9 protein-coding genes are annotated in these 14,070 nt (G+C 44.9%); 7 read left to right on the forward strand and 2 right to left on the reverse strand.

Annotated features, from left to right (window positions below; all coding sequences use genetic code 11):
- Positions 1–83: 83 nt before the first annotated feature.
- The 4 genes from V7K69_RS29605 to V7K69_RS29620 all read left to right on the forward strand — a co-directional run bounded on the left by V7K69_RS29605 (position 84) and on the right by V7K69_RS29620 (position 4,974).
- Positions 84–446 carry a hypothetical protein gene (locus tag V7K69_RS29605; RefSeq protein ID WP_335041187.1) on the forward strand — a complete coding sequence of 121 codons (363 nt, stop codon included), beginning with the start codon at positions 84–86 and terminating at the stop codon, positions 444–446.
- A 340-nt stretch (positions 447–786) separates the two neighbouring features.
- On the forward strand, positions 787–1,971 hold the full coding sequence (locus tag V7K69_RS29610; RefSeq protein ID WP_335041190.1) for a YcaO-like family protein: 1,185 nt from the start codon (positions 787–789) through the stop codon (positions 1,969–1,971).
- Between the two features lie 8 nt (positions 1,972–1,979).
- Positions 1,980–3,701, forward strand: coding sequence for a TfuA-like protein (locus tag V7K69_RS29615; RefSeq protein WP_335041192.1), 1,722 nt, complete (start codon positions 1,980–1,982; stop codon positions 3,699–3,701).
- Between the two features lie 55 nt (positions 3,702–3,756).
- Entirely contained in the window at positions 3,757–4,974 is a 1,218-nt protein-coding gene (locus V7K69_RS29620) for a cupin domain-containing protein (protein ID WP_335041195.1), read from the forward strand.
- Positions 4,975–5,236: 262 nt separating this feature from the next.
- Here V7K69_RS29620 and V7K69_RS29625 read toward each other — a convergent pair whose 3' ends face one another.
- On the reverse strand, positions 5,237–7,870 hold the full coding sequence (locus V7K69_RS29625; protein ID WP_335041198.1) for a tryptophan halogenase family protein: 2,634 nt from the start codon (positions 7,868–7,870) through the stop codon (positions 5,237–5,239).
- On the reverse strand, positions 7,855–9,357 hold the full coding sequence (locus V7K69_RS29630) for a tryptophan halogenase family protein (RefSeq protein WP_335041200.1): 1,503 nt from the start codon (positions 9,355–9,357) through the stop codon (positions 7,855–7,857). Before V7K69_RS29630 ends, V7K69_RS29625 begins: the two co-directional genes overlap by 16 nt.
- Before the next feature lie 202 nt (positions 9,358–9,559).
- On the opposite strand from V7K69_RS29630, the gene V7K69_RS29635 reads away from it, so the two are divergent.
- The 3 genes from V7K69_RS29635 (at position 9,560) to V7K69_RS29645 (ending at position 14,045) form a co-directional block, all read left to right on the forward strand.
- On the forward strand, positions 9,560–11,329 hold the full coding sequence (locus V7K69_RS29635) for an MBL fold metallo-hydrolase (protein WP_335041202.1): 1,770 nt from the start codon (positions 9,560–9,562) through the stop codon (positions 11,327–11,329).
- Complete coding sequence (locus V7K69_RS29640) at positions 11,329–13,641, forward strand: lantibiotic dehydratase (RefSeq protein ID WP_335041204.1); 2,313 nt, start codon at positions 11,329–11,331, stop codon at positions 13,639–13,641. Before V7K69_RS29635 ends, V7K69_RS29640 begins: the two co-directional genes overlap by 1 nt.
- 194 nt (positions 13,642–13,835) lie before the next feature.
- On the forward strand, positions 13,836–14,045 hold the full coding sequence (locus V7K69_RS29645; RefSeq protein ID WP_335041206.1) for a hypothetical protein: 210 nt from the start codon (positions 13,836–13,838) through the stop codon (positions 14,043–14,045).
- Positions 14,046–14,070 lie beyond the last annotated feature (25 nt).

Genomic DNA, 14,070 nt, shown 5'->3' on the forward strand with positions numbered 1-14,070 from the left:
TTTTGAAGTTAATGACCTGGCTTCAGATTTAGTTGCCTACTTCAAGCTAAAAGCTAAGTATCTTATCTTAAGGAGAGTTCATAATGTCTCAGCAAAGCTTTGTCGAATACTACGAAAATTTTTTAGCCCAACCAGCCAATTCGCCTCTACGTGAAGCGTTGGATGCCACTGAAGCAGGTGAGTTTGCGAGAATCGCTGTTGAACAAGGTCAGACAAACGGTTTTGATTTTAACGCTGATGATGTGAAATCCGTGATGGTTTCTGCTGAAAGAAAGGTTCTAGGTCTGTCAACTGCTTCTCCATCTGTGAATATCCGTTCTATTAATAGCGTTAACGGTATTAAAGCAAGACCAGCTAACCGAGAATTGTCAGAAGATGAGTTAGAAAGTGTAGCTGGTGGACTAGCTTCATCCACACCTAGAGAAACGATCATGTGTTGCTGGTAGCCTTGATTTAAGGCTTGCGGTGTCAGTGAAGGGATGCAACGCTAAGGCGTGTTTTCAAACTACTCGTTTAGCCTCCTAATTTTTTAGATCCCCCTAAATCCCCCTTAAAAAGGGGGACTTTAAGAAATTCTTAGCCCCCCTTTTTAAGTGGGGTTGGGGGGATCTAAGACTTTGAAAACACGCCTTAACTTTGATGATTTTGATATCGCAATTTTCAAAGGCGCTAATTATAACGCCATGTGTCGTGTGCTTAATACAACACATTAATAACCACTTAAGCGCTTTAAATATTGAGTATCTATTATTACTCTCAGTAATGGTGGGGGAAAGAAACAAGCGAATGTGGCAAACTCTGAATGCTCCTAAGCTGAATCTTAATGGTACGTTTCGCACAGAAGAACCTAATTCTACTTGGGAGAAGCTACAAGAACTTCTGGCTGCTTTTGGCATCACGCGTGTTGCAGACATTACTGGTCTTGACTGCATTGGTATTCCTGTTGCTCAAGCGATTCGTCCTAACGGAAAAGCCTTTTCTGGTTCTCAAGGCAAGGGAATTTCACTTCTGCTAGCGATGATCTCGGCGGTGATGGAATCTGTGGAGTCTTATCATGCAGAAAACCTCCCACAACCAGAGATGGTTGCCTCTTATGAGGAAGTCTGCCGACATCACCAGGCAATTGATCCTAGCGTTTTAGAGCCAGGTAAGCGATCGCAGTCTTATCATCCTGCTCTACCGTTAGATTGGATTTGTGGAACCGATCTATTTACGGGTGAACCTGTTTACGTACCACAGGCGTATCTTGATTTAGACACCACAACTGAAAAACGTGATACTTATCTATTCAGCACTTCTAGTAATGGACTAGCATCAGGAAACCATTTACTAGAGGCGATCGCTCATGGATTGTTTGAAGTGATTGAGCGTGAAGCTGAGTGGCGTTGGTGGCGCTTACCTCTGGAGGAACGGATTAACTGTTTGGTTGATAGTCAAACTATCCAGTCTCCGCTTTTGCAATCTTTACTCTATCAAGTTGAACTTGCCGGGGCAACAGCCGTGATTACTGATTTAACTTCAACTATAGGAATACCTACCTATAAATGCTTGATTAGCGATCAGGAAAACTGGCATGGACGACCGACAGCAGCAGGGTGGGGATGCCACAGTTCCAAAGAAATTGCCCTAGCACGGGCGATTACTGAAGCGGCTCAGTCACGAGTAACGGTGATTGCAGGTAGCCGAGATGACATTCATCCAGATAGTTATGCCCTTGGACGCATCAGGATGCCAGGTAGCCCAGCGATGAAGTCTAGCAGCAAAAGACCGATCGCTACCCTGATTGATTTTGAAACTCAGCCTGAGTTAGCCTTTACCCCAACGTTTGCAGAAGAAATTCAACAAATTCTAACTTGTCTGAGTACTCAGGGATTTAAGCAAGTTGTCTTTGTCAATCATACGCGACCAGAGTATGGTATTCCAGTAGTGCATGTGATTGTACCGGGTATGCATCTCCCTTCGTCTTTGTAAAATTCAATATGCACTCGAATTCTTTGGAACCTAGTCAAATTCTCATCTTTCTTGGCCCCACCCTATCCGTTACCCAAGCCAGTCAAATTTTACCAGCCCGTTACCTTGATCCTGTCCGTTGTGGTGATATTCTTGCCTGTCTGCGGTTACAGCCGCGTGTAATTGCCATTATTGACGGTTTTTTTGACCGCAGCGCTTCAGTTTGGCATAAAGAGATTCTCTGGGCATTAGAAGCAGGAGTGCGAGTATTTGGGGCAAGTAGCATGGGTGCGCTCCGAGCAGCTGAACTGGAAGCCTTTGGTATGGAGGGATTTGGAGCTATTTTTGCAGCCTACCGAGACAGACAGTACATCGGGGATGATGAAGTGGCGATTTTGCATAGCAACCCTCAATTCCAATACCAACCCTTAACTGATGCCTTAGTAAACATCCGCGCTACAGTTCAGCTGGCGGTAGACAAAAATATTATCGATCCAGCGATCGCTAGTTTAATTATCAGTTGTGCCAAACGGCAGTTCTTCACTCAACGACATTTGAGCCAAGCAATAGCTGATGCTGAGGTGCAGGGGGGCGATCGCCAGATTCTAGGCCAGTTTTTGGAATTTGTGAAAAATGGGGGCTATGTGGATCAAAAACAGTCAGATGCCATTGAACTGCTGAAACATCTGGCCGCTATGGTTAAAGAAAGTGGTGCTACTGCTGCTAATAACCAAGTAAAGTTTCAACTCAACAAGTCCATTTTCATAGAGGAACTTCAAGCTAGAGTTGCTATCCGTCCATTACGAACAGCATATTCCTGGTTGCCTCTGACTGAAAAATTAAGCCAAGAAGCCCGATTTCTCGGCAGAGTTTACATTCAATTGCGTAATCTCGCTGGGCTAATTCGTTGGTGTGATGCTGTAGCTCAACAACAGAATCTGAAACCCTCGGAGGCTGATTTAGCTGATGTTTATAGTTCTCAAATATTGGGTTTGAGTTCTGATGCTAATGAACTAGAGTTAGATGTGGATGCCTCAGCAATACCAGTCTTAGTTGAACGTTTAGGTCGGATTCAGGCATTGCTCAAACTTCATAGTGCAGACGATAGCTTTGCCAAAAATGTTGAGCAATTACATCAATTTATCTTGATAATTATTGGTAAGGATATCTCTTCAGTTCAGGAAGAGACAACTAACGCAGATGCAGATATGATTACTGCATTAGTTAATTGTGAACGTAGATTGTATCATCAGGTTGCTATTCTTTGGGCTTTAGCCGAACAGACAAACAGCCAATCGGAAGCGAGTTTGAGAACTAGTATTACTCAAAAAATTACGCAACATTTTTTCCAAGAAAGGGGAGTTACTAACGAGGCTGAATTTCCGGCTTGGCTATCTAGCAATTCCTTCACTCCAGACAAATTTTCTCAGATGATGGAGGCGATCGCGCGGCTAGAGGGATTTGTCAATGTACCCCGATGGTGGGGGCGAGGCATGAGCGACTATTTCTCTGTCACTGACTGCTTTCTTCCCGATGCCTTAAGGCTGTCTGGATTTTATCCAATTTTAAGTAAAAGAGTTCATCTGGCGGAACAAACACAAAGCTATCCTGGGAAAACCGATCTGAGAAAATGGTGTCAGGTAAATGCCTTTCCGCAGGTATGTAACATTACCCAACTGGCTTTTTGGCTAGATTTTAGTGAACCAGAAGAATTTATGAAAGAACTAAATATAAGGCAGAAGTCAATTTAAAATTCAAAATTCAAAATTAAAGAAATTTTCATCCGTTTTCGAGGGAACTCCAAAAATGTTTAGCAGTAATTTTGATTTTGAGAAATTAATTCAGCCAATCGATACCAGAACCTTCTTGAAAGAATACTGGGAGCGCCAGTGCCTTGTCGTTTCACGAAAAGAAACAGATTACTATTCAGGTCTGTTTTCCATGAACGATGTTGACTCGCTCATTCGCTATAGTGGCATTCGCTATTCTGACTTTAATGTATCGAAAGTGGCAGATGATTTGTCCAATCAAACGAATAAATTAGGGGGGAAAGGCTCTATCGATCCCAACGCATCTCCTAGTATTTATCAATTTTATGATGCCTATAATCAAGGCAATACCTTATGTATATTTCATCTACAACAGCATTGGGAAGCGATCGCCACACTTTGCAGAAATCTAGAACAATATTTTAATCATCCAGCGAATGTCAATCTTTACCTGACCCCTAAAACTGCTCAAGGATTTCCTCCCCATTTTGATACACACGATGTTTTCGTTCTCCAGCTTTCGGGAACTAAACTCTGGCGCACCTATGATTCCTACTGGGATTTGCCAATGCCAGAAGATGCTCGGCGATTACCACAAGAAGTACTACGGGAGCAACTAAAGGCTCCTAATCATGAAGTTGAACTCAAGCCAGGTGATATGTTATATATCCCACGTGGTTTTGTGCATGAAGCCAAGACGTTGGATACTTCGTCACTTCATATCACCGTCGGTATCCCTGTTTATCGCTGGGTTGACCTAATTCAGGAAGCTCTCACATCGATTGTGCAGCAAAATGTCGAATTTCGCAAAGCAGTTCCCGTTAGCTTTGTCCGTGAGGATGATGCCAGGATACAGACCAAAAATCAATTGAAAGATTTACTCAAAACCTTCGCTAGTAGCGTTGATATTGACGATGCGGTTGAACGACTGACGATTAAATTCATTGGCTCACTGTCTCCACTTGCAGATAGCCATTTCGGTAAATTGGACGAGTTGCAACAGATTGACTTGGATACTCATGTTGTCAAACGCCAAGGAATGATTTGTACAACCGTCAAGAAAGGGGATGTGGTGATGATTCAATTTCCTCAAAACAGAGTTGAAGGGCCAGCATACGTTGAGCCAGCTTTCCGCTTTATTGCTGAGTCGGAAGCTGCATTTGCGATCAAATCACTACCCGATTTTGCCAGCGATAATAGCAAGATCGTCTTAGTACGCCGTTTGCTCAAAGAAGGATTGTTAACGATTGTATAATGACGCTCGTTCGCCTTTGGTATCTCCCTTTGAGTAACGTTGCGAAGACAACTATGGGGCGTTAAATAACGAACCGCAGAGGCACAGAGAACACAGAGAGAAGGAGAGAAAGATTTTAAAACTCAATTAATTTAGAGACTTCCAAATAAAAAAATATCCCAAAATTGACGCAAAAATTCTCTTTATTTCTTCTCTCTCTGTGTTCTCTGCGCCTCTGTGGTTCGTTTATTTGGATAATTTATTTCTTGGAAATCCCTTAAGTCTATGCAGGAAGCCAGGTATGTAACCAACTATCTCGGCGCTTTGCGAAATCGTAAAGCAAATCTTGCCGTTTCTCGCGCAAGCATGAGAGGGCTTGATGTTGGGGCATGGCAGTGCTAGCTAGCCCTTTGAGAATTGCGAGTTGGCGTTGCCAAGTGGCTAAATCTTCGACGGGTTCCACAAAGCGGGCGGATACCTGTTGCCCAGCTAATAATGTGTCATAGGAGTGATCGTCAGAGAAAAACTCCGGCGGATGCAGTGTATAAAACATCGAATTTCGATAAGATAAGGGCGCACGCTCGCTATACAATGCTAATCGCTCTAATGTGCCAGAGATATCTGTGTCTCTATTGGCTGCTTGCCAGAAGGGAGTAGATAAACGGTGATTGAACTTGTAGTGAATTCCCAGAAACCAACGCAGGGCATCCCAACGATCGCTAATTTTGCGGTTGAGTACAGATTTCACCCCCTCATCTTGCTTTGATGCTGGAAAGTTGGTAAGTAGGAGTTCCAATTCGAGAACGATCATGTGAATCGCTGTGGATTCTAACGGTTCGACAAACCCGTAGGAATTACCGATCGCCACAACGTTGCCTTTCCAAAAATGCTCATGCCGCCCAGAACGAAACTTCACCAGCCAAGGATCGCCCATCCCCGGATTTTTGGCACGCATTTCTTCTAGGGCTTGATCAACACTACAAAATGCTGAAGAAAACACATACCCCCGATGATCGGCATCCTCAAAAGGAATATTCCAACACCAACCATTGTTCATGGTTTCGGCGAGAGTGTAAGGTTTAATAGTGCCATTATGAGGGACGGTAGCAGCGATCGCTTGATCGGTGCTGAGGGTATCTTGGTAACTCACGAATTTTGAGCCAAGTTTTTGCTCTAGCAACATCGAGCGAAAGCCGGAACAATCAATATATAAATCGTAAGTTAGTTTCCGCCCATCCTCAGTAATTAGATGGGTAATAGTTTCACCATCGGCAGACATCTGGGCATCAGAAATTTGCACATCAATATGCTGTATCCCGGCAGCGATCGCTTCTTCTTGTAGATAACGAACAAACCGCCGATTATCGAGGTGATACGCCCAGCGAATCTGGTGAAGTAGAGACAACGGAGTACCATCGCCCCGATCAAAAATAGGAGCGCGATCGCCACTCATCAGCATTGCCCCCAATGACTGATTGTTCAGCGTTGAATCATAGAGAAGCGATTCTAGCAAGCGTCCGCGCTGAAACGGAAACGTAAATTCATAATCACCGGGCAGTCCCCATTGGAACTTAATCCCCAACTTCCATGTAGGAAGCACGCGCTGATAAAAATCAACGATGTCTAGCCCTAAAAAGCGGGGACTATGGAGAAACTTAACGAGTTCTGGAGTCGTTGCCTCGCCCACACCAATCACCGGGATAGCACTCGATTCTAGCAAAGTCACCTTGATGTCTGGCCTGAGAGCGCGAAAGGCTAAAGCCGTGAGATAACCAGCTGTACCACCACCCAAAATGCCCACTGTTTGGTAAGGATCGGCTGCTGCACGGATTGTAGCATTGGGTGAGTTCGGCCAGATCCGACCGATTTCTTGGGCAGCTGCTGCGATCGCACTTCGTTGCAGCACTCCCAAAGGTTCATCTAATTGCGATGTACACTGCTGACATTCACCACTAGGAAGCAGCCGCTTGACGGCATCGCCTTGCCGGCTAATTTTCACAACGCTGGTGGCGCGAGTTGGCGTTAAGTTCAAACCTAAGATGGAAATCGCTTCTTCAATACAAGCCTGCGCTATGGAAGGCAAAAGTGGACTATCTGCTTGGGCAAGGCTGGGGGTTGACAGTTGCGGCAAAATATCTTCTAAAACTGATGGAATAGCTTCCAAGGTGACAACTCGACAACCAAAACAAGCGGTTCCCTGAATCACTGTTGGGCCGATGAGTGCTGTTTCTGGGGAAGCAGTCACAAATAAACACGGTGTGCCACTGGCTAAGGCTGACTTGTTGACATCAAATAGGGCTTGATATGGTACACCTTCCAAAGCACAGATTACAAAGTCGAATTCTTGAAAGAGTTCACATAGCCCAGAAACACTCACAGCGTCTAGACTATTTTCAGACACTTTGAACGAGCCATTGAGGAGTATCCGTTCTTGCTGGAGGGCGAGAAATTCCGGCGTTTGACAAGAAGCAAAATCTGTGAAGGAGAAAGTGCGGTGATTTTGAAAACCTGCGGTAGCAAAGGTTTTATTGAGAGTATCGAGTAACTGGTGATTGCCTAAAATAGCGATCGCCTTTTGGCGTACTTGCTCAGGGACGATTGGCAATTCCCAGTCATAATTTGGGGGTGCAGTTGCAGTTACTACTTCCTCTACGATATGCAGCTGACTTAAAGCCAAGATAATCTCATGTAAGTAGTTGCGATCATAAGAATCTGCAAGTTCAGCATAAATGGCCTCAAGCGATCGCACCCCATCGATCAGCGCCAGCAGTTCCCGCATAGTGCTGGGCTGAATGCCTTCGAGGGCGAATACTTCGCCGCCCACCCAGCTACAAACCTCACCCGTCTCACTGAGGATTAAATGGGCATTGGGGTTAACGCGAGGCACTTGGGGAATGGTATTTATGAAGTCAGCCATTGACATTTTCTTTCTTTAACAACCTGAATCGCCTCATGGATTGATAAGGCGTTAGTACACTGCTTCGTGAAATAGTTTTGGATTTGTCGCCAATGATCTAAATCCCAGGTGTCATTGTGGCTTTGATACTTCGTGGTCACTCTTTGACCCATGAGCAGATTCAAATAACCGTTGTATCCAAAAACACTATTGGGACGGAGCAGAATTTGACCAAGGCTTGATGGGCCATTGCTTTGAAAAAAGTCTACTATTGCTTCGGCATCACCAATATCAGTTTGATGCCAGCAGTGTTGCCAGAATTCTGATTCTACTCGGTGATTGAATTTAAAGTGAATCGATAAAAAATCACGAATATCATCCCACTTTTGGGCGATCGCTCGATTCGCAAGATTAATTAAGGCTGGGGTGGGTTGCTGGTCGGAATCAATCAACACATCGCACACACATTTGATGGTTTCACCAATCATGTGTAATCCTGTTGATTCTAAAGGTTCTACGAAACCGGAAGCGTTGCCCACAGCGACGACATTATTTACCCAAAATCTTTGATGTCGCCCTGACTTGAACCTTACAAGACTATGCTCATCACTCATCAGAGGATTGTCGCGTTTCATCTCTTGCAAAGCATCGTCATCATTGATAAAAGCGGATGAATATACATAGCCACGGTTGACTTTATCCAGTAAATCAATTTGCCAACACCACCCACTCTGCATGGTTTGGGCAGTTGTGAAGGGGTTGATTGCATCATCTCGCATCCATGTGCCTGTGACAGCAGAATCGCAAAACAAGCTACTGGCAAAACTACAAAAGGGTTCTTGCAGAATCTCTCCTAGCAAAGCCGAGCGAAAACCAGAACAATCGACGAATAGATCGCCAGCCTGCATTGTGCCATCATCAAACTTTAGTTGACGAATATAGCCATTTTCGGCGACTTCAATATTTACAACAGGTTTATCAATAATCTTGATACCAATTTCTGTTGCTCTTCTTTCTAAATAAGAAACGAAACTAACATTTTCAATATGGTATCCAAAGCGTTCATCAATTACGAAATCCCCATTTTCTCTACGGAAGCAAGGCGACTTGTACTGCTCCATCAATAGTGAATAAAGGCTGGATTCTGTCGTTGAATCAAGACAATAGTAAGCAGTGCTTTTGTTCAAAACACTGAGTTTATCTGCCAGATGAGTCACAAAAGGATAGTTGAAGTGAGACTGACTAGAATCTCCCCAAATAAACTTAATTCCTAGTTTCCAAATAGGTTGTGTTTCTTCATAAAATTGCTCTCGATCTAATTCTAGATACTTATGCAGAAACCAAGGTATCCAAGCGGTAGTCGCTTCACCCACTCCAATAATCGGAATGGTTGTGGAATGGACTACAACCACGTTCAAAGCTGGCATTTTCACCTTCAACGCTAAGGCAGAAAGAAATCCAGCACTCCCTCCGCCAAAAACTACAACATTGTGTATTGTCTTTTCCACACGTATGACCAGAAATGTTAATGATAACTATCTAATCTCAGTAATGCTCTATATTACAGTATGCAGGTCTAATCGAATTTAGGAATTATTTGCTACCAATCTTAGCAATTGATATTTAGTTCTTAACTTCTTTAAACATTTCCATCTTTTGCTGTTTAAATCGGCTAGGATTTTTTGACAGTACAGCTACGGAAAAATTCTCATGCGTGTCACTATCTGTGGTCATGCTGCTTTATACATCGAAACTACGGATCAACGCATCTTGCTCGATCCATGCTTTTCGGATACACTTGTCGGGGGCACGCTTACGTACTATCCTGGTCGGATATTTGAGTTAGACAAATTGCCAAACTTAACAGCTTTGGTGGTGACTCATGGGCACTTCGATCACTTTCACCTGGAAACGCTTCAGAAACTGCCGCGCGAACTGCCCGTAATTACTGCGGATGAACCGGCGCTAGTCGAACAGCTACAAAAGATTGGGTTCTCAAAAATAATTATCTGTCAGCCTTGGCAAGCGATCGCTCTTGGACAAACTTACTTGCTCCCCACGCCTTCAGACCACGAAGAACCGGAGTTTGGGCTGTTAGTTCAAGATGCAACTGGGACATTCTGGCACATGGCAGATGCAGAAGTAACGGCGGAAATTGGCGAACGAATCACCCAAGAATACGGTGCGATCGATCTAATTTCAACCAAGTATCAGCCGGTAGTACGTGCCAGCATGGGCTATCAGCACGGTATGGGAGCAACCTTTGATAGCCAAGGGGTAGTTAGTTGGTTGGAAGCGGCCTGTGCTTGCAACCCTGCGTTGGTTTTCCCTTACGCTTCCGGTCTGTGCTTTAGTGGTCGGCACGCCTGGTTTAACCGCTATGCGTTTCCCTTAAGTTCAGAAGAAACAGTTCGCTTATTGCAACGTCGGCTTGGTTCCCCAGAGCGAGCGATAACGGTACGTCCCGGTGATGCGATCGAGCTTCAATCTGGGCAATCCCCGCAGCGACATGAACAGTCATCCGATTTTGTTCGGGCAAAACCATCTCCTGAGTTGCGTTGGGAACCAATCGATATCAGCACTCTTACAGGATTGTCCACACCTGAAGAACGGTGTACTTTGCAACAAAAACTGGATACATTTCTGGCAGGATCTTTTATTTCGTGGCTTAAACAAAAGGTCAAACAAGCTGATAGCAGTTGGGCTAGTTTCCCTGCCGAGCAGGTTGTTTGGCAGTTGGTGGTTCATGCTGGAGATGGAGAACGGCTAAATTATGCCATTGATTTTCGCTTACAGGAGTTTTCCGTATTAGCGGGTGAGCATCCAGAAGCAAACTTCTTTACCCACATCGCTGGACAAGCTCTTGACGATGTAATGACGGGCAAAATGCCGGGGCTAATTTTTTGGCTGGCGGGTGAGGCTCGTAGTTATGAAAAGGTTATTTGTGTACGCAATAATCGTTTCGAGTCGCCTAAGTGGCCCGAAACACCCGAAGATTTCCCATCAGATCCACTTACTTACTATCTCCGTCATTTTGGGACTGGAGAAACTTCTCTCGTTCAGCCGGAATTGGCTAATGGCCAGTTGGAGAAAGCATCAAATTTCCCCGAAAGTACCGATGATATTCAGATTCTCACTCGCTTAGGTGAGAACGAAGAAGTAATGAGTAAAAAAGTCCTACTGGCTTATTTAGCAGTTCAAGAAGCAGAGCGCTTGGGGCTGAAGATTTCTGATGCGGAAATTCAAACGATGTCTGACTCCTTTCGAGAGCAGTTTAATTTGCTCGATGGCGAAGATACAGAGCAATGGTTAAAGGAAGCAGGATTGAGTCTTGAAGGATACTCAGCCGTGATGCGAGATTTCACCGCAGTACTGAAGTTGGAGCAACATTACACTAGGGCGATCGCGCCACTGCTCACCAATCATCGCCGCGTAGCTACAGCGAGATATACCCGTTCACGACGAGATATCAACGATTGATGAATCATCTCAGCAAACAATTTGAGCTTGCCCCTGTTGGTATCTTGCGGGCTGCTGCTTGGCCAATCGAGACTATTCAAAGTTTTGGTAATCAAGAACTTGCAAGTCTAGCGTTAACAGCCAGCCGTACAAACGATGCTGATATCTGGCAACAATATGCGATCGCCTATCAGCAGGTACATGAAGACAATCGCCAGCAGCTTTGGCAGATGACCGCAGCAGACTCATGGTTTATGAAAGCGCTGCTGTTATCTAATCCCTCCCTCGTTACGGAGGTGCAGCGTGTAGCTTTCCAAAGGCAGGGAAAACGGACTAAAAAAATTCGCCATCTGGAGACGGCGCTGTATCGTTACCTAGCGCGGGCTGCGGGACGAACTACACCTTATGGTTTATGGGCTGGTGTAAGTTTAGTCGAGTTTACCAAGACAGCGCAGCAAAATCAGGGAGAAGCTCAGTATTCATTTACACCTGACCTCCGTCCTTTTCAAACAATATTGCGATCGCTAGCTCAACGTTCAATTTATCGTCAAAGTGCAACTTGGCGATTGAATCCTACCTTGAGGCGACAAGCAGATGGTTCCTGGCGCTTTTGGGGACGCACTCAAGATGGGTTAGTCGAGCAGCGTGAAATCGAGTCTCAGGAAATTGTAGACATCCTCTTGGAAGAACTGACTACATTGAATCTAGGGACATTAGACGAACTAGCCAAAACAGTGTCAGCCTCACCTCGCTGGAACCATGCAGCCGGAATACAAGATATTCTAAATCTCTTCATTGATGGAGGTGTGCTTTTAGGCGGACTTGACCTACCCCAGCGATTTGAAAATTGTTGGGAAGCATTAACAGTTGTGGCAGACAAGCTGATTGAGCTGGATCGCTGTCTTTGGAACAGCGCGATCCAAAAACTGCATTCCCTTTGCAATACTCTGGCGGCAAAGCTTGATTTTATGTCTCTGGATGCACTTGCAGATGATCTACAACAAGCAAAGACCTATATTCAAGAACTCGCCCAAGCCCTTGATGTTTCAGTCCAGTTATCCGATTTAGTACTGCACTGTGATTTAGGGCTACCGTTTCAGATTGGCATCGATGAGGCACAGCAAAACATTTTGCTGCAAACACTCGCAGACTACGAGCTATGCTGGATTCAGGGGGCGAGTCCAGCTTCGGCAATGCGGATAGCGTTTCGTGAGTGGCTGAAACAGGAATTTGCGGCGGGTATTGCACTTGGCGATCTCAAATCTACCCTGGTTTCGGAAATGAGAACAGCTCATCGCCATCCTGAAGTCATCACCCGGTTAGAGGCGTGGGAGCGATCGCTATCGCAAAATCAAGAGGTTGTCGTTCTCGAAACCAGCAGTAATTCGCCAAAGTCGGCTTTGTCCATAGCCCCTTTCGGTTGCTTGTTCGTGGGTCTATTTGAGTCTTTCCAACTGGTAGTTCACGGTATTAGTGACGATCCGGTGCCAATCTTTGCCCGATTTCAAGACTTACTCAATGAAAATAAATTACTACATTCTTGGTTTCAACAGAAGCTTGATTGTTTAGCAAGCCAACATCAAATTCAGGTTGCAGAATTACAAAGTTCCTTTGAGCCAAACCCAAATGTCTTAGCTCGTCCCAATTTCAACATTCTTCCTATTGACTTGTGGGGCGCGAGTCAAGATAGTTTATCCCTAGTCGATGCAGAAATCTTTCTAGATCCAAAAACACAGTTGCCTTTTTTAAAACTGCGATCGGCTTCGCTAAAACCTGTTGCAGTGTTTTGGTTTTCTATGGCTGCGGTTAATGCCCGTGACCCCATTTCTGAGCAGTTACTTTGGACTACTTTTCAAGATAACCCGATGGCAATCTTTCGCGCTGCTACAGTGCCGATGCCGATTGAACTGACTGTACCTCGTTTCACTCCTCGTATTCAGCTGCCAAAAGAAGCGATCGTTCGTCCTCGGCGGACAGTTTTGAGTGGGCAAGTTTTAGCAGAACTCGCCCAATTGAGTGGAATAGAGCGCTTTGCCAGATGGCAGCAATTAGCTGCTGAGTATGGCTGGCCGATGCTGCTCAATCTGCAAATAGAGGATAAGCCTTCACTCCTTTTACATCGGGACAGCCCTTTAGCCCTGGAGTGCTTTTTCAAAAAAGACTTACAAAAACACACGCGATCGCTAATTGTAGAAGAGTTAGTCAATCAACCTTGGCTGGTTGACGCTAAAGGGCAGCATTATATGGCAGAACTTGCCTTACCCTTTGCCCGTAGCGAACATGGGTGGTCGTCGCGTAGAGATGAAATGTCGATTATGAAGGTGGCTGGCTGAAAAAGAAACAGGACTTACGAAAATCGAACCACAGAGGACGCAGAGGACACGGAGGAGAATAAGAGTTTCAGAGATGTCTTGCGTAAGTTCTGAGAAAGGAGAAATAGGCGTACAGCAACCTATTCTGTGCTTTAGACCTACTGTGTACACACAAATCTTTTAGAGTTACTGTGTAACTTAGGGTAAATTAATTTTTGCAGGGCAAAGCATTAAAGATGCAGGGCGAAGCATTAAAGGTGCAGGGCGAAGCATTAAAGGTGCAGGGCGAAGCATTAAAGGTGCAGGGCGAAGCATTAAAGATGCAGGGCAAAGCATTAAAGGTGCAGGGCAAAGCATTAAAGGTGCAGGGCAAAGCATTAAAGGTGCAGGGCAAAAGACTTGTGTGTAGACCTTACGTGCTTTAGGCCAAGGGTAACGTTAAATTATAGA

Source organism: Nostoc sp., from assembly GCF_036917775.1.
In the GTDB taxonomy this organism is placed as follows: domain Bacteria; phylum Cyanobacteriota; class Cyanobacteriia; order Cyanobacteriales; family Nostocaceae; genus Nostoc.